Here is a 15,731-nt window from a genome sequence, read left to right as displayed (position 1 = left end):
TCCTTGGCGGAAATGACGACTGCGACGGTCCGCCGTCGTCCGTTCCTTTCGTTTGCATCGTGGAATTTTTTCGAAATTAGCAGGGTGCCGGAGCGCCGGTATATAGGTACTTTCCGGGCCAGGTACTCAGGTGGACTACTTGTTTGGCGGCGTCATTGCGTGTCACAGGGGCCGGATTTTGGGCGGGTCGTTTTGACTCCTGCCAGGTTCTGGCATGCTGGAGCCATGGCTAGCCGCGCGGGTACAGTTGCCCAACCCCAGGACCTTGTTGACATCACTGCGCTCCTTGATGCGTATTACGACATCACGCCGGACCTGGGTGACCCCGGTCAGCGCGTGGTGTTTGGCACCTCCGGGCACCGCGGGTCCAGCCTCAAGGCGTCTTTCAATGAGCAGCACATCGTTGCCATCACCCAGGCGATCGTCGAGTACCGGGCAGCGCAGGGCGTCACCGGTCCGCTGTTCCTGGCCAAGGACACCCACGCACTGAGCGAGCCGGCGCAGAACTCCGCCCTGGAGGTGCTCGCCGCCAACGGCGTGCAGGTCCTGGTCGACGCCCGGCATGGCTACACCCCCACTCCGGCACTGAGCCACGCAATCCTTACGTACAACCGGAAAGCTGCGCCGGGCGCGCCCCAGGCAGACGGCATCGTGGTGACCCCGAGCCACAACCCGCCGGCCGACGGCGGCTTCAAGTACAACCCGCCGCACGGCGGCCCCGCCGACTCGGACGCCACGGGCTGGATCGCCAACCGGGCCAACGAGCTGCTCGAAAACGGCCTGCGCGGTGTGAAGCGGATTCCGCTGGCCGAGGCCCAATCGGCGGACACCACCGGCAAATTCGACTTCCTCTCCAGCTACGTGGATGACCTTCCGTCCGTCCTGAACCTGGACGCCATCCGGGAGGCCGGCGTCCGGATCGGTGCCGACCCCATGGGCGGAGCCTCCGTGGACTACTGGGGCGAGATCGCCGAACGCCACCACCTGGACCTCACCGTGGTAAACCCCACGGTGGACCCGCAGTGGGCCTTCATGACCCTGGACTGGGACGAGAAGATCCGCATGGACTGCTCCTCCCCGTCCGCCATGGCGTCCCTGATCCAGCGGATGTCCGACGCCGCAGCGTCCGGCCAGCCCGCCTTTGACATCGCCACCGGCAACGACGCCGACGCCGACCGGCACGGGATTGTCACTCCTGACGGCGGCCTGATGAACCCGAACCACTACCTGGCCGTGGCCATCGATTACCTCTACCGCAACCGCAGCGGCTGGAACCCTGCTTCCGTGGTGGGCAAGACCCTGGTGTCCTCCTCCATCATCGACCGCGTGGCAGAGAGCCTGGGCCGCAAGCTCGTCGAGGTCCCGGTCGGTTTCAAGTGGTTTGTGCCCGGGCTGCTCTCCGGCGAGGGTGCGTTCGGCGGCGAGGAATCCGCGGGCGCGTCCTTCAACAAGCTGGACGGCAGCGTGTGGACCACGGACAAGGACGGCATCCTGCTGGCGCTGCTGGCTTCCGAGATCACCGCGGTTACCGGCAAGTCCCCGTCCCAGCTGTACAAGGGGCTGACGGACCAGTTCGGCGCGCCGGTGTATGCCCGGATCGATGCCGCCGCCACCCGTGAACAGAAGGCCAAGCTGGGCAAGCTGTCTGCTGCCGACGTCACGGCGACGTCGCTGGCGGGCGAAGAAATCACCGCCAAGCTCACCGAGGCGCCCGGCAACGGCGCAGCAATCGGCGGACTGAAGGTGGTCACCGAGAACGCCTGGTTCGCGGCCCGGCCCTCCGGCACGGAGGACGTCTACAAGATCTACGCCGAGTCCTTCAAGGGCGAGGAGCACCTGAAGCAGGTGCAGGCCGAGGCCAAGGCGCTGGTGGACAGCGTCATCGCCTAGCTTTCACCGTCGCGGCTCCAGAGCCGGAGGACGCGCCTGATGGTGTGGTCGCCGCCGGGAGCCATGTCCACCAGGGCGACGCGGTCAAGTACGACGGCGTCGCCCGGGTGGAGGCGCTTGGTGCCGTGGTAAGAGACGTGGGGACGGTAACCGGCGAGCGTGTGCGCCGGCGTCAAGATTCTGCCGCCCACGTCCGACACCGCCTGAACCAGTTGCTCATGCAATGTTTGCAGGGCGGGGTGCGGCTCTACGAGGTTGACGGGAACGGACCCGTTGCGCCCAAAGGCGGCATCCTCCCCCATGGTCAGTGGCGCGCCAAGCGCTGCGGCGGCCGGTCCCTCCGCAAGGCGCGCGATGGGGTCGGCGGGATCGGCACCTGCTGGAGTGCCGACGTCGAACTTAACGTCAAACCGCACCAGCGTGATGTGCAGCGGCCACTCAGTCCGCGGGAAGACCCGGCCCTCGGCCACCGCTTCCACGAAGGCCACGAAAATCAGGTTCCGGATCGGCATGGCCCCAGTCTCCCACCCCCCTCAAACACCGATGCTCTATCAGTTATGGTCCCCATTCCGGGTGGATAGGGACCATAAGTGATAGAGCATCAGGAGGAAACTGTTAGACGGTGCGGACGGCCTCGTCGTAGGAGAACTTGGGCTTGGCCTCGCCCCAGGCTTCCGCTCCGGGCTGGCCGATGTTGACCACCAGGAAGCTCTTCTGGTCCCCGGCGGGGAAGAAGGCGGCGTCGATCGCGGCGAAGTCGGCGCCCGTCATGGGGCCGGCGGCAAAACCGAGCGAGCGGACGGCCAGGATGAAGTAGCCGGCCTGCAGGTGGGCGTTGTTGTTGCCCGTTGCTGCGGCGAGGGCCGGGTCGGCGTCGTACATGGCTTTGGGGGCGTTGTAGCCGGGGAGGAAGTCATCCCACTTACCGGCCCAGTCGGTGTCGTAGCTGAGGATGGCCACGAGGGGAGCGGAGGCCGTCTTTGCCTGGTTGCCGCGGGACAGGGCGTCCACCAAGGTGGCGCGGGCCTCGGCCGAGCGGACGTAGGTGACGCGCATCGGCTGGGAGTTGAACGCGGTGGGGCCGAACTTGGTGAGTTCGTAGATGGCCTGTGCCTGCTCCTCAGTCACCTCTCCGGTGAAGGAGTTGGCGGTGCGGGCCTGGGCGAAGATGGCGTCCACGGCTGCGGAGTCGATAACCGCTTCATCATGGGCAATGGTCATGTGCTTACCTTTCGCTGCGCCGCCCTGCCTGCGGGGTGGCTTCTGTTGCTTTCCATAGTTGCAACTTCAACTGCTTTCCTCCTCTTCCCGCGGCGGCAGGTGACGTTGGCCACAGCGGCAGTCCCGGAAAACTTGGCGGTATTCTGGAGCGAGTCGATTTTCGCCCCTTCGCGGCATCCCCCTTTGAAAGGCTTTCCTTCCCATGAGCATGCTCGGAATCAAATGGAAGCTGCACGGCACCGGCAAATCCATCAAGCCCGGCCAGGTGGTGGCGCCGGATGAACGCCTGGCCTGGCCGCTGACCATCGGCGTGGGCATGCAGCACGTGGTGGCCATGTTCGGCGCCACCTTCCTGGTGCCCATCATCACCGGAATGCCGCCGGCCACCACACTGTTTTTCTCAGGGATCGGAACGCTGCTGTTCCTGGTGGTCACCAAGGGCCGGGTGCCCAGCTACCTGGGCTCCAGTTTTGCGTTCATCGCCCCCATCACCGCGTCACAGGCCCAGTTCGGCATCCCCGGCGCCCTGGGCGGTGTGGTCCTCGCCGGCACCACACTGGCGTTGGTGGGTGCGGTGGTGCAGAAGTTCGGTGCAGGCTGGATCAACCGGCTGATGCCGCCCATCGTCACCGGCGCCATCGTGGCCCTGATCGGCCTGAACCTTGCCCCCGCGGCCAAGCAGAACTTCGACGCGGCGCCGGTCACGGCCCTGGTCACGCTGGTCACCATCATCCTGGTCAGCGTCCTGTTCCGCGGCATCCTGGGCCGATTGAGCATCCTGGTGGGCGTGGTGGTGGGCTACCTCGTGGCCATGCTCCGCGGCGAGGTGAAGTACGACAAGATGGACGCCGCAGCATGGGTGGGCCTGCCGCACTTCCAGACCCCGGAGTTCCACATCGGCGTCCTGGGCCTTTTTGTCCCGGTGGTCCTGGTACTGGTGGCGGAGAACATTGGCCACGTGAAGTCAGTCGCTGCTATGACGGGGCAGAACCTCGACGGCGTCTCCGGGCGCGCGCTGCTGGCCGACGGCGCCGCCACCGTGCTGGCCGGCTTCGGCGGCGGATCCGGCACCACCACGTATGCAGAAAACATCGGCGTCATGGCAGCCACCAAAGTGTATTCGACGGCGGCCTACTGGGTGGCGGGCATGTTCGCCATCCTGCTCAGCTTCTCCCCGAAGTTCGGCGAACTCATCGCCACCGTCCCGGCGGGCGTGCTGGGCGGTGCGGCCACCATGCTGTACGGCATGATCGGCATCCTGGGCGTGAAGATCTGGGTGCAGAACAAGGTGAACTTCTCCAACCCGGTCAACCTGACCACCGCCGCGGTGGCACTGATCATCGGCATCGCGGACTACACGTGGACCATCGGCGACCTGAAATTCACCGGCATCGCCCTGGGCTCTGCGGCAGCGTTGGTGATTTACCACGGCATGAAGGCCATCGCGAAGGCGCGCGGAACAGTGGCCGAACCCGAGACCGAGCAGGGCGTGCTGCCTCCCGCGGCGAAGGCTGCCATGAAGGCCGCAGCCAAGCGCGCACCGAAGAAGCGCTAAACGCTTCAGGCCACCCTGTCCGCTCCTTCCGCGGCCGTTATCTCCGGGCGTCGTGAGCCTGCCGCTCCGCCGGACGCATGCCCTCCGGGGTGCTCTGGCGGGAAAGGACCGGGGCGGCCCAGGCCGAACATCGGTTCCGGCTGCGGACGCTTGGCCAACAGGAGGCCGGCGGCCTGGCGGGGGCGCAGCCGCTTCAGCACCCACGGCACGAAATACTGCCGCGCCCACACCAGGTCCTCGGCCCGGGCCTGCGTCCATCCGTGGGCCGGAAGCGGCCGGGGCTGGAGCGGCTTGAGCGTATGCGCCACTCCCAGGGCGTTGAGGGTGGCCACGGCAACGGAGTGGTGCCCCAGCGGGGAAAGATGCAGCCGGTCAGGATCCCACATCACCGCGTGCTGAAGCTCCGGCAGGCACCACAGGTCAACCATGATGGCGTGGTGCCGGGCCCCGATCCGGTGCAGGTGCTCGTTGTAGATGGCAACACGGCCGCGGATCTTTCCAAAGACAGGTGTGTTGCCCCAGTCCGGGCCGGCGTACAGCAGCACGGTGGCGCCCGTACCAACCAAGGTTCCCACGGCCTCGTCAATCTTTTCCGCCAGCCTGTCTGGGTCGCCGTGGCGGAAGATGATGTCATTGCCGCCGCCGGACATCGCGACCAGGTCGGGCTTCAACGCCAGGGCCGGCTCCAGCTGGGCATCGAGGATCTGCTTCAGCAGCATCCCCCGAATGGCCAGGTTGGCGTAGGCGAAGTCCGGCTGGCCATCGGCGAGTTCCTCCGCCACCCGGTCCGCCCAGCCCCGGAGTCCGCCCATGCTGTGCGGTTCGGGGTCGCCTATTCCCTCCGTGTAGGAGTCGCCAAGGGCAACGAACCGGTGCCAGGGGTGCCTGACCGGTCCTTGTGCAACGGGCCGCATTTCCTGCTTCTCGACGGTCATGCCGTCCTCCCTTCTGCCGCGGACGGGGGTTCCTTCCCCGCCGCAGCGTCCCTGCGGGGCGACGTTCCGGTTGGAAAGTCCCGCCCCGCCGCCGGCGGCCGCGGGAGCTCCGCCACGCCGTCGTACGTTTCCTGCCGCAGCCCCGCCGGCTGCCCGCCCCCACGTTCCAGGCCTGAGGGTGCCACCACGTTCAGGGCCGCGTCCCGCAGGTCCACTTCGTGGTGCAGCGCCTGTGTCTGAAGGAAGCGCAGCGCTCCCTCGCGCGAAAGTCCGTATTCGTTCATGAGGCTGCGCACCGCAAGGTCCACCAGCACCAGCGAGCTTTGGACGACGGCGAGGCCTGCCGTCGCTTCGGCGCGTTCGGCCACCCGGACCACAACCCGGAGGGCACGCGCCACCTGGCGCGCGTAGCTCTGGCTGTGCACCAGGTCATCGCTGGTAAAGGCATGCGGGGCAGGCGAGTAAAGGCTGATGGCGGCGCTGGTGACGCCCTCGGTAAGAATGGGAACGGAAAGCAGGGACTGCACGCCGTGGACGGAAGCGGCGCTGGAGTATCCGGGCCAGCGCCGGTCCCGGCTGAGGTCAGAGAGCAGGACGAATTCCCCGCTGCGCACAGCTTCCATGACCGGGCCGTCCGCAAACGAGCATTGCTCCCGGTCTGCCTCGCGCGCCTGCTCGGTGCTGGCCGCGAGCGTGCGTGCCTTGCCCAGGCGGAAAAGGGTGGCCGCCCAGCTGATGCTGCGGCGCTCACCTTTGATACCCGACATGAAGTCGCGGGTGACCTCCCAGAGGAAGTCTTCGACGTCCTTGCTGTCGAAAACCGGCTCTGGGGTAACTGGAAGCGGTCCCCAGCCAACCTGCCCCGTGGGATCAGCGGCCATGCTCCAGCCCTGCTATCAGCGCTCCGGCCCACTGCAAAACCTTTGCTCCAAGCATACGACCGGTCAACGGCTTGAAGATGGATAGTGGGGAAACAAGGGGGAATTTCCCAGCTTAGGGAGGAGCGGCGCGCCGGTGGCCCCTCAGTCGGCTCCGCTGCGCAGTAGCATCGGGAGAGGGAACGCCGAATACTCCCTGCTGGCCTGGGTACCTTTCTCTGAGCAAGGAATCTTGGAGCATCCATGCCAGCACGGAAACGAGCAACGGAAAGAGGAGCTAATGCGGGAGCCGGGCACCAGCGAGCACACTTCAGAAGCGGATGCAGCCGCAGGCAATGGGGAAGTGGACGCGGGCGCAGCGGAGCAGGCTACGGAACTGGACGTCAATTTCGATGAGCAGTTCTTCGCGGCCCGGCCCAAGGCCCTGCGGCCGATTGCCCGCCGCCGCCAGTTCGTAGGAAGCAGGCCGTCCTTCGAATTCGATGGCCGGAACGCAGCCTACGTGGAATGGCTGCGCAACCAGGCCATGCTCGGGGACGCCAACACCCTTGCCCGGCAGCTGTCCGGCCAGGCCAGCATGTGGCAGAACTCGTATGCGCACCCCAACCCGCGTGCCGCCGTCGAGCGCGCCTCTGTCTGGTTCACCGCCTACCCCCTGTCCTTCATCACGCCAACCGGCCAATCGTTCCTGTCCGCCCTGGGCGACCCCGAAATGTGGAAGGCCTTCCGTGAAATCGGCATCCGCGGAATCCACACGGGCCCTGTGAAGCTTGCCGGCGGCATCAGCGGCTGGTCCCATACGCCCAGCGTTGACGGGCACTTCGACCGCATCAGCATGGCGATTGACCCGGTCTTCGGCACGGAGGACGAGTTCCGCAGCATGTGCGTGGTGGCCGCTGAGCATGACGGCACCGTTATCGATGACATTGTCCCCGGCCACACCGGCAAGGGCGCGGACTTCCGCCTGGCCGAAATGAACTTCCGGGACTACCCCGGGATCTACCACATGGTGGATATTCCGGAAGAGGACTGGCACCTCCTGCCGGATGTTCCCGAGGGCGCCGATTCGGTCAACCTCAGCCCGGATTCGGAGCAGGCGCTGCAGAAGGCCGGCTACATCATCGGGCGGCTGCAGCGGGTCATCTTCTATGAACCCGGGGTCAAGGAAACCAACTGGAGCGCCACCCGGCCCATCGTTGACACCACCGGCAAGACGCGCCGCTGGGTCTACCTGCACTACTTCAAGGCCGGCCAGCCCTCCATCAACTGGCTGGACCCCACCTTCGCGGGAATGCGCCTGGTGGTGGGAGATGCCCTGCACTCGCTGGTGGACCTGGGCACCGGCGCGCTGCGCCTGGACGCCAACGGCTTCCTGGGGGTGGAAAAGAGCGCCGAGGAGCAGCCCGGCTGGTCCGAAGGCCACCCGCTCTCCGAAGCCGCCAACCAGCTCATCGGTTCCATGATCCGCAAGGTGGGCGGGTTCTCCTTCCAGGAGCTGAACCTGACCATTGACGACATCAAGGCAACCTCGGATTCCGGCCCGGACCTCTCCTACGACTTCATCACCCGCCCGGCCTACCACTACTCGCTGGTCACCGCGGATACCGAATTCCTGCGGCTGACCCTGCGGCTGTCCATGGAGATCGGGGTGGACCAGGCCTCCCTGGTTCATGCCCTGCAGAACCATGACGAGCTCACCTACGAACTCCTGCACTTCGCCGCCGGGCACCGGGACGAAATGTTCGAGCTCAACGGCGAGGAGCTCACCGGCGCCCAGCTTGCAGAGCAGATCCAGCAGACCCTCCGGGACCGGCTGACCGGCGAGAACGGGCCCTACAACGCCGTGTTCACCACCAATGGCATCGCCTGCACCACGGTCAGCTTCATCATGGCCGCGCTGGGAATCAAGGACCCGGCTGACATCACCCCGGAGCAGGAAACGCAGATCAGGGACGTCCACCTGCTGCTGGCCATGTACAACGCCCTGCAGCCCGGCGTCTTCGCCCTTTCCGGCTGGGATCTCACCGGCATCCTGGCCCTGGACCGCAGCAGCGTCCGCGAACTCACCTCGCAGGGCGATACGCGCTGGATCAACCGCGGCGCCCACGACCTCATGGGAACCAGCCCGGACGCCACCACCTCCTCGGCAGGGATGCCCCGGGCACGCAGCCTCTACGGGCCGCTGCCCGAACAGCTGAAGGACCCGGACTCATTCGCCCGGCGGCTGCAGCGGATCCTCGCCGTGCGTGAAGACAACGGGATAGCCACCGGCACACTGCTCGACGTCCCGGACGTCTCCAACCGCGGCGCGCTGGTGCTGGTCAACCGGCTCAAGGACGGCACCCTGCAGGTCACGGCACTGAACTTCTCCGGCCAGGACATCGCCGGCAGCATCCAGTCCAACGAGCTGCCCTCGGGCGCCAACGTCCGGGACCTGTTCAGCGGCGAGACGGTGGGGCAGGTGGATGACCTGCACAGCTTCTTCCTGGAACTGCCGGCGTACGGCGGCACCGCACTGATCCTGAGCGAGGCGCCGGAGCCCGAGGCGGAAGCGTAGGTCCGCTGGGGGGCGCCGGAATCCCGGCGTCACCCGGCGGCGGCGGCGCCGGCGAGGGTCGCTTCAATGACGGCCGGCGACAGAATGTATTGGGTGACCAGCTGGCTTGCCCCCAGCACGGCAGCCTGGCTTCCGGCGCGGGAGACGCTGATGCGCAGGTGCGAGGTGGCCAGCGGGGGCGAGCGCCGGTACACCACTTCGCGGATGCCGGCCACCACGTGCTCCCCCGTCTCACCAAAGCTGCCGCCCACCACAATGACGGACGGATTGAGCAGGTTGACCACGGTGGCCAGCACCTCGCCGATGTCCCGGCCGGCCTGGCGCAGCGCCTGGATGGCCTGCAGGTTGCCGTCTGCGGCGAGCCGGATTACGTCGGCGCCCCTCGCCACGTCCAGTCCGTGCTCCCGCAGGGAGCGCGCGACGGCGGGGCCTGACGCGAGTGCCTCCAGGCACCCGTAGTTTCCACAGGCGCAGAGGACATCCGCGCCCCGGGCCACCTGGACGTGCCCCAGGTCGCCTGCCGTGCCGTTGGCACCGCGTTGCAGCTCGCCGTTGCTGATGATGCCGGAGCCGATGCCGGTGGCCACCTTGACGAAGAAAAAATTGTTGTGCTCCGGCCAGTGCGCGGACTGCTCCCCCAGGGCCATGATGTTCACGTCGTTGTCCACCAGCACGTGGACGGGGAGGGACTGCTGGACGTAGCTGACCACGTCGAACCCGTCCCAGCCCGGCATGATGGGCGGTTTTACGGGCTTGCCGGTGTCATGTTCCACGGGTCCGGGGAGCCCGATGCCGATCCCGGCGAGCTCGCCAACCCCGCGTCCCACGGAGCCGAGCAGTTCCTTGGCCTGCGCCACCACCTGGTCCAGCACTGCTTCGGGCCCGTCGGCCACCTGCTGTTCAAGCCGGTGCTCTGCGAGGATCTTCCCGCCCAGGTCTGTAACCGCCACCATCACGTGGGTGGCTCCCACGTCCACGGCCAGCACCAGCCGGGCGGAGGGGTTGAAGGCAAAGCGCGACGGCGGCCTGCCGCCGCTGGAGAGCGCCTCGCCTGCGGGACCCACCAGGCCGGAGAGCATCAGCGCATCGATCCGGGAAGCGACGGTTGAACGGGCCAATCCCGTGGTCAACGCCAGTTCGGCCCGGGTGCGGGCCCTGCCGTCGCGCAGCAGTTGGAAGAGATCGCCGGCGCGGGACAGGCTGCCGACGTCGGGGTCTTTTACGGCCTGCTTCCCCGTGGCTTGAGTCATGTCTAAGTCATAACACTCTTACTTGGTGCTGTCACCACGGCAGAAGAACGACGCGCAACAAACAACTTTTGCTTGACGCGCGTCAAAAGTGCCTCTAGGTTGTGATTCACGGCACATCTGCCGATCGGATAGCAGGCATTCACGGGAGCGATCCCGCCACTCCGGAGTCCGCTTACAAAGAGGTAATTGAACTTGTCACACCACGCAGTGCCAACAGACCGGCCCCTCGGCGTCGGCATCCTCGGCGCCGGACCGGTCACGCAGGCCATCCACCTCCCGGCCCTGGCCCGGCTTCAGGACATTCTCCAGGTGCGGCACATCATGGATGTGGACCCGGCGGTTGCCTCCTCCGTTGCCGCCCGCGTCGGCGCAACATCCAGCACCGGCATGGATACCCTGCTTGGTGACCCGGCTGTGGACATCGTGGCCATCTGCAGCCCCCATCAATTCCATGCAGACCAGGTCATCGCCGCCTGCCGGGCAGGCAAGAAGGCGGTTCTTTGCGAAAAACCCTTCGCCATGAGCGGGGAGCAAGCTGCCCGAATATCGGAAGTCAGCGCCGAAACCGGCGTACCCATCATCGTGGGGGCCATGCACACGTTCGATCCCGGCTGGCTCGCGGCAGAACAGAACTGGGGGGACCTGCCGGAGCAGGTGCACACCATCCGGTCCTCCATCGTCCTGCCGCCCAACGCCCGATTCGAAGACTTCGCAACTGAAATCATTACCCGCCCCACCGCCGTCCAGCCCGACTACTCGGACATCGGGGTCATCAAAACCGCGCTGCAGGGCGGGGTCATGGGCCTGGCAATCCACGACCTTCCCCTGGTGCGCCGGTTCACGCCGGACTTTGAGCAGGTCGAGGTCCTCCACGTATTCCATGTCCGCCCATTCGGTTACGCCATTTCGCTCCGCACGCCAAGCCGCACGATTGAACTGCGGGCGGTCATGAACAGCACCTGGAAGCCGGAGTGGACGTTCGAAGCAATCGCGGATGACGCAGCACTGCATATCGACTTCACGCCGTCCTACGTCCAGGCGGGCTCCGCCGTCGCTGCCTTCTCGCGGGACAACGGCACTGAAAAAACGGTCTTCGGCCCGTACGGCCACAACGGCTACGAGGGCGAGTGGCGCGAATTGGCCGCACTGGCCCGGGGAATCCGGCCGGCTCCCTCCGCGCAGGCACTGATTGACGACCTTACATTCGCCCTCGCTATCGCGGATGCCACGGTGGCAGGTGCGGCGGCACTGCACGCAGATTCCGAAAACACAGCAGGAGCTTCGGCATGAGCGGCCACTACACCGTCACGGCAAACCCCGCGGCCGTGGCAGGCGGGGCCGTCGCCCAGACCATGGCATCCCTGCCCGCAACGTTCGGACCAGCCCCGGAGGACCGGGCAGGCAGTGCCGACGTCGTGGTAGTCGCCGGCGGATCCGGCTGGACCGCCGAAGCAGCTGCCGCCGTCGGGTCCGGCGCCCGGGGCATTGTGGTGGCCAACCCGGTTCCCGAGGACCCCTCGGAACTGGCGGCCGCGGCAGATGCCGCAGGTACCGCCGTCGTCCTTGACCTTCGCTGGGCTTCCAATCCCGCACTGGTGGGCAGCGCCGCGGACCCGGACGCCCGCGAGGCAGTTCGCAGCGCACTGGGCGCTGCCTCCCTGCTGGACACAGTTGCGACGGCGGCTCCCGGCACGGATCCCCGGCTGCTCCTGGGCGAACACCTGGCCGCGCTGCTGGCCGTGTGCGGCCCCCTCCACGGCGTGGCACTGCTCAACAGCAATGCCACCGGGTACACCGTGACGGGCCGCCTGGGCAATGGCGCCCCCTTCACCGCCCAGGGCGTACTCACCGCTGCCCGCCGGGCCGGCGTCGACATCCGCCTCTACACCGCCGACGGCGGCGTGGCTGTCCAGGTTCCCGACCCGGACGCAGCCTGGGCCGCCGAAGTCCGGGTCACCGGAGCCCACGGCGAACTCCTGCTCCCCACCCTCTACGAATCCGCCCACCGGTCTGCATGGCGGCGCCTGAAGGAACATCTTCACGCCGGCACACGTCCGGACGATCTGGCCGGGTTCGCCCGGCTGACCGACCTCTACGCAACCCTCGCCGCCACGTAACCAGACCCTCCATTACGCAACCAAACACGCACTCCCACAGCACAGTCCAGTCCCACCTCCACTCTCGACGATGAGCAGGACCGCACCACCGGCGCAGGCCAGGACGGTCCCGAAAGGACACATCATGAACGCAACTTCCGAACAGCGCCGTTCCTTCTCCCGGCGCGGCTTCCTGGGCCTGACGGCTGCCGCTGTCGCAGCACCCCTCCTCGCTGCATGCGGCGGCGGCTCGGCGTCGCAGGGCGGCGGGGGCGGAGCAGGCGGGACCATCAAGTTCTGGGACATGCCGTGGGCAACGCCGGCGTACAACGACGCCGCCAAGGGCATCGCGGAAGGTTTCTCCGGCGCCAGCGGCGCCAAGGCGAGCTACCAGATCATCCAGTGGAACAACTTCTACCAGACCTTCTCCTCCGCGATCGCTTCCAAGACAGGCCCTGCCGTCTCCACCGGCGGCGGCTTCCAGGCCTTCCAGTTCGAACAGCAGGGCCAGATCGCCTACGCGGACAAGGTCATCGACAAGCTGAAGGCCAACGGCCAGTTCGACGACTTCCTGCCCGGAGTGCTGGATCCCTTCAAGTCGGCCAAGGGCTATGTGGCCGTTCCGTGGCAGCTGGACATGCGTGTCTTCTGGTACCGCAAGTCCCTGTTCGACAAGGCAAACGTTGCCCTCCCCACGGACTGGCCGTCCCTGCTGGAGGCGGGCAAGGCCCTGAAGAAGGTCGGCGCGTTCGGCTTCACCACCGGCGCAGGAGCAGGCAACAACTACGCCAACCACTCCATGATCATGATGATGGTCAACAACGGCGGCGGGGTCTGGAACAAGGACGGCGAGCTGGACCTGATGAACGACCGCAACGTGGAGGCCATGGAGTTCGTCCTGGAACTCGTGTCCAACGGCATCATCGACCCCGCTGCCGTCAGCTACACCACGGACAACATGTCAGCGCAGTGGAAGGATGGAAAGGCGGGCTACGGCCTGTTCCAGGTCAACGTTCCGCAGCGCGTCGGCGACACGTCGGGAGACCTCCTGGTGGCCGACCCCATCACCGGGCCGCACGGCGATAAAGCCACCATCGTGTTCCCCAACAACATCATGATGTACACCAACACCCCGTCCCAGGAGGCATCCGAGGAATTCCTGGTGTACTACCTGGGCCAGCTGAAGCAGCTGTGGCAGAAGAAGCTGATGTCCGCCCTGCCGGTCTTCAAGTCCATCACCGAGATGCCCGAGTTCGCAGACGACCCCAACAACGTCAAGATCGTCAAGGAATGGCAGCCCATCGCCAAGACTTTTGCTGCCCAGGGCAGCACGCTTAACGCCAACCTGGCTGCGCTCGACGGCGGCCAGGCACTCAACCAGTTCAGCCAGACCATCATCACCGGCAAGGCAGACGCCAAGACGGCCCTGCAGACCTTCCAGTCGGGCCTCGAATCCGTCCTGAAGAAGTAGGACGGACCGCCCATGTCCAGCACCACCACCCAGTCCGGCCTGGCCCGGGCCCGCCGCGGGGTTGCCCCTGGCGGGACCGGGACGGTCCCCGGGAAACGCAAGAGTAAGCTCTCCGCGCAGGCCACCAGGACGTTCTTCTGGCTCCTGCTCCCCTCTGTGGTCCTCCTGGTCCTGATCCACGGTTACCCTCTGGTATATGCCGCCGTGCAGGCGACACACGATGGAGACCTGCTGCAGACCGGCAACTTCGTGGGCGGCCAGAACTTCGCCACCGTCCTGACCTCGCCGGCGTTCTGGAAGGCAGCGCAGTTCACGCTGTGGTTCACCATCGTGGGGGTCTTCGGATCCTGGCTGGTGGGCCTGGGCCTGGCCCTGCTCCTGCGCACCAAGATCCCGGGCGGCGGCACCTTCAAGGTCCTGCTGCTCCTGCCCTGGGTGGTGCCCATCGTGGTGTCCTCCACGGCCTGGAACTGGCTGGTGGCCACCCCGGACAGCCTGATTCCTTCGCTGTTCCGGAACCTGGGCATGGGCACCCCGCTCTTCCTGGCCGATCCCACCCTGGCCGCCGTCACCGTGATGGTGTTCAAGGTGTGGGTCAGCTTCCCCTTCATGATGATGATGATCTCGGCCGCCCTGGCCTCGGTGGACACCACCGTGTACGAGGCAGCCAGCATGGATGGCGCCAGCCGCTGGCAGCAGTTCACCCAGATCACCCTGCCGTTGATCGCACGGTCCACCTACATCAGCTGGATCCTGATGACCATCTTCTGCGTCAACGACTTTCCCACGATCTATCTGCTCACCGGCGGCGGCCCCGTCAATGCCACCACGTCCCTGGTGGTCCTTGCCTACCGGACCGTGTTCCAGGACTTCGCCACCGGGCCCGGCGTGGCCATCGCCTTCCTCATGACCATGACCCTGGTGGTCATCTCGGTCATCCTGTACCGCCAGATCCGAAAGTCGAGCGTCGAATAATGAGCGCAGTCCTTCACGCCCATCCCGAGTCCGGCCCCAGCCTGGGCGTTGACGCCGGCAAGCGCCGCAAAGTCCTCTCCGAAGCCGGCCAGCGGGGCCGCTGGTGGCGCTTCGCCGCGATCCTCATCATCACTGGAATCGTGCTGGTACCCATCATGGTCACAGTGCTGCTGGCCTTCACGCCCGGACCCAACAGCACCGCAACGGGGCTCACATTCGAAAACCTCGCCAACGTCTTCTCCAAGACCCTTGCCGCCACATGGCTCAAGAACAGCCTGGTCACTACCCTCTCCACCGTGGTGGTATCCGTGGCCGTGGCCGCACCCGCCGGCTACGTCCTCTCCCGCGGCCGCAGCAAGGCGGTGTCCGGATACTCCCTGCTGCTGTTCGTGATGCAGTCGCTGCCCATCATCACCTCCGTGGTGCCGCTGTTCATCCTCTTTGCCGGCATGGGCCTGGTGGACAACCTCCTGGGCCTGACCATCATCTACGTGGGCTCCACCATGACCGTGGCCACCTGGATGATGGCCGCCTACTTCGACTCCATCCCGGCCAGCCTCGAGGAGGCATCCTGGATCGACGGATGCTCGGTATTCGGATCGTTTACCAAAGTGGTGCTCCGGAATTCACTCCCGGGCGTCCTCTCCACAGCGATCTTCGCCTTCCTCCTGGCATGGAACGACTACCTGGTGGCCATCGTTTTCCTGCGCTCGAACGAAATCTTCACCCTCCCCATGGGCGTGCAGTCCTTCTTCCAGCAGAATGCAACTGACTGGACATCCGTCATGGCCCTGGCCGTGGTCATGATGCTCCCGCCCGTCATTGTCTTCGCCACCTTGAACAAGTACTTCAGCGTCGGCGGCATCGGCGGCTCGCTGGCAGGACGCTGACCACGGTCCGCTA

General features: G+C 66.3%; 13 protein-coding genes. 8 read left to right on the top strand and 5 right to left on the bottom strand.

What is annotated here, in order from left to right; translation table 11 throughout:
• Positions 1 to 225: 225 nt before the first annotated feature.
• On the top strand, positions 226 to 1,890 hold the full coding sequence (gene pgm / locus VXJ37_RS16560) for a phosphoglucomutase (alpha-D-glucose-1,6-bisphosphate-dependent) (protein WP_331324133.1): 1,665 nt from the start codon (positions 226 to 228) through the stop codon (positions 1,888 to 1,890).
• On the opposite strand, the gene VXJ37_RS16555 is transcribed toward pgm, so the two are convergent.
• Together VXJ37_RS16555 and VXJ37_RS16550 are read right to left on the bottom strand one after the other, a co-directional pair.
• Positions 1,887 to 2,402 (bottom strand): 2'-5' RNA ligase family protein, encoded by a 516-nt coding sequence (locus VXJ37_RS16555; RefSeq protein WP_331324132.1) that lies wholly within the window; start codon positions 2,400 to 2,402, stop codon positions 1,887 to 1,889. The two genes, pgm and VXJ37_RS16555, sit on opposite strands and share 4 nt — an antisense overlap.
• A 103-nt stretch (positions 2,403 to 2,505) precedes the next feature.
• The gene (locus VXJ37_RS16550; protein ID WP_331324131.1) at positions 2,506 to 3,111 is read right to left on the bottom strand and encodes a malonic semialdehyde reductase; all 606 of its coding nucleotides are present in this window, start codon (positions 3,109 to 3,111) and stop codon (positions 2,506 to 2,508) included.
• 202 nt (positions 3,112 to 3,313) lie between these two features.
• Between VXJ37_RS16550 and VXJ37_RS16545 the strand changes: the two genes are divergently transcribed.
• The gene (locus VXJ37_RS16545) at positions 3,314 to 4,666 is read left to right on the top strand and encodes a uracil-xanthine permease family protein (protein ID WP_331324130.1); all 1,353 of its coding nucleotides are present in this window, start codon (positions 3,314 to 3,316) and stop codon (positions 4,664 to 4,666) included.
• A gap of 5 nt (positions 4,667 to 4,671) precedes the next feature.
• On the opposite strand, the gene VXJ37_RS16540 is transcribed toward VXJ37_RS16545, so the two are convergent.
• Both VXJ37_RS16540 and VXJ37_RS16535 read right to left on the bottom strand, forming a co-directional pair.
• Positions 4,672 to 5,601 carry an SGNH/GDSL hydrolase family protein gene (locus tag VXJ37_RS16540; RefSeq protein WP_331324129.1) on the bottom strand — a complete coding sequence of 310 codons (930 nt, stop codon included), beginning with the start codon at positions 5,599 to 5,601 and terminating at the stop codon, positions 4,672 to 4,674.
• On the bottom strand, positions 5,598 to 6,482 hold the full coding sequence (locus VXJ37_RS16535; protein WP_331324128.1) for a GAF and ANTAR domain-containing protein: 885 nt from the start codon (positions 6,480 to 6,482) through the stop codon (positions 5,598 to 5,600). The genes VXJ37_RS16540 and VXJ37_RS16535 overlap by 4 nt, the downstream gene beginning before the upstream one ends.
• Before the next feature lie 277 nt (positions 6,483 to 6,759).
• Here VXJ37_RS16535 and treS point away from each other — a divergent pair, with 277 nt between their 5' ends.
• Positions 6,760 to 9,036 (top strand): maltose alpha-D-glucosyltransferase, encoded by a 2,277-nt coding sequence (gene treS / locus VXJ37_RS16530; protein ID WP_331324127.1) that lies wholly within the window; start codon positions 6,760 to 6,762, stop codon positions 9,034 to 9,036.
• A 29-nt stretch (positions 9,037 to 9,065) separates the two neighbouring features.
• On the opposite strand, the gene VXJ37_RS16525 is transcribed toward treS, so the two are convergent.
• Entirely contained in the window at positions 9,066 to 10,286 is a 1,221-nt protein-coding gene (locus VXJ37_RS16525; protein WP_331324126.1) for an ROK family transcriptional regulator, read from the bottom strand.
• 192 nt (positions 10,287 to 10,478) lie between these two features.
• Here VXJ37_RS16525 and VXJ37_RS16520 point away from each other — a divergent pair, with 192 nt between their 5' ends.
• The 5 genes from VXJ37_RS16520 (at position 10,479) to VXJ37_RS16500 (ending at position 15,718) form a co-directional block, all read left to right on the top strand.
• Positions 10,479 to 11,576: a Gfo/Idh/MocA family protein gene (locus VXJ37_RS16520; protein ID WP_440589830.1), complete on the top strand. Its 1,098-nt coding sequence runs from the start codon at positions 10,479 to 10,481 to the stop codon at positions 11,574 to 11,576.
• Positions 11,573 to 12,403 carry a hypothetical protein gene (locus VXJ37_RS16515; protein ID WP_331324124.1) on the top strand — a complete coding sequence of 277 codons (831 nt, stop codon included), beginning with the start codon at positions 11,573 to 11,575 and terminating at the stop codon, positions 12,401 to 12,403. Before VXJ37_RS16520 ends, VXJ37_RS16515 begins: the two co-directional genes overlap by 4 nt.
• 124 nt (positions 12,404 to 12,527) lie before the next feature.
• Positions 12,528 to 13,853, top strand: a complete 1,326-nt coding sequence (locus tag VXJ37_RS16510; protein WP_331324123.1) for an ABC transporter substrate-binding protein — start codon at positions 12,528 to 12,530, stop codon at positions 13,851 to 13,853.
• A 12-nt stretch (positions 13,854 to 13,865) separates the two neighbouring features.
• The gene (locus VXJ37_RS16505; protein ID WP_141944547.1) at positions 13,866 to 14,828 is read left to right on the top strand and encodes a carbohydrate ABC transporter permease; all 963 of its coding nucleotides are present in this window, start codon (positions 13,866 to 13,868) and stop codon (positions 14,826 to 14,828) included.
• Positions 14,828 to 15,718 (top strand): carbohydrate ABC transporter permease, encoded by an 891-nt coding sequence (locus VXJ37_RS16500; protein ID WP_331324122.1) that lies wholly within the window; start codon positions 14,828 to 14,830, stop codon positions 15,716 to 15,718. Before VXJ37_RS16505 ends, VXJ37_RS16500 begins: the two co-directional genes overlap by 1 nt.
• Positions 15,719 to 15,731: the final 13 nt, after the last annotated feature.

The sequence above is a fragment of the Pseudarthrobacter phenanthrenivorans genome (assembly GCF_036455295.1).
Classification (GTDB): domain Bacteria; phylum Actinomycetota; class Actinomycetes; order Actinomycetales; family Micrococcaceae; genus Arthrobacter; species Arthrobacter phenanthrenivorans_C.
Note: the sequence above shows the minus strand (reverse complement) of the source record. Positions and strands in the feature narration are given on the sequence as shown.

What these genes read in the sequence shown, in the direction of transcription:
- pgm (WP_331324133.1), top strand. Translation starts at nt 226, where the DNA reads ATGGCTAGCCGCGCGGGTACAGTTGCCCAACCCCAGGACCTTGTTGAC.
- VXJ37_RS16555 (WP_331324132.1), bottom strand. Translation starts at nt 2,402, where the DNA reads ATGCCGATCCGGAACCTGATTTTCGTGGCCTTCGTGGAAGCGGTGGCC.
- VXJ37_RS16550 (WP_331324131.1), bottom strand. Translation starts at nt 3,111, where the DNA reads ATGACCATTGCCCATGATGAAGCGGTTATCGACTCCGCAGCCGTGGAC.
- VXJ37_RS16545 (WP_331324130.1), top strand. Translation starts at nt 3,314, where the DNA reads ATGAGCATGCTCGGAATCAAATGGAAGCTGCACGGCACCGGCAAATCC.
- VXJ37_RS16540 (WP_331324129.1), bottom strand. Translation starts at nt 5,601, where the DNA reads ATGACCGTCGAGAAGCAGGAAATGCGGCCCGTTGCACAAGGACCGGTC.
- VXJ37_RS16535 (WP_331324128.1), bottom strand. Translation starts at nt 6,482, where the DNA reads ATGGCCGCTGATCCCACGGGGCAGGTTGGCTGGGGACCGCTTCCAGTT.
- treS (WP_331324127.1), top strand. Translation starts at nt 6,760, where the DNA reads ATGCGGGAGCCGGGCACCAGCGAGCACACTTCAGAAGCGGATGCAGCC.
- VXJ37_RS16525 (WP_331324126.1), bottom strand. Translation starts at nt 10,286, where the DNA reads ATGACTCAAGCCACGGGGAAGCAGGCCGTAAAAGACCCCGACGTCGGC.
- VXJ37_RS16515 (WP_331324124.1), top strand. Translation starts at nt 11,573, where the DNA reads ATGAGCGGCCACTACACCGTCACGGCAAACCCCGCGGCCGTGGCAGGC.
- VXJ37_RS16510 (WP_331324123.1), top strand. Translation starts at nt 12,528, where the DNA reads ATGAACGCAACTTCCGAACAGCGCCGTTCCTTCTCCCGGCGCGGCTTC.
- VXJ37_RS16505 (WP_141944547.1), top strand. Translation starts at nt 13,866, where the DNA reads ATGTCCAGCACCACCACCCAGTCCGGCCTGGCCCGGGCCCGCCGCGGG.
- VXJ37_RS16500 (WP_331324122.1), top strand. Translation starts at nt 14,828, where the DNA reads ATGAGCGCAGTCCTTCACGCCCATCCCGAGTCCGGCCCCAGCCTGGGC.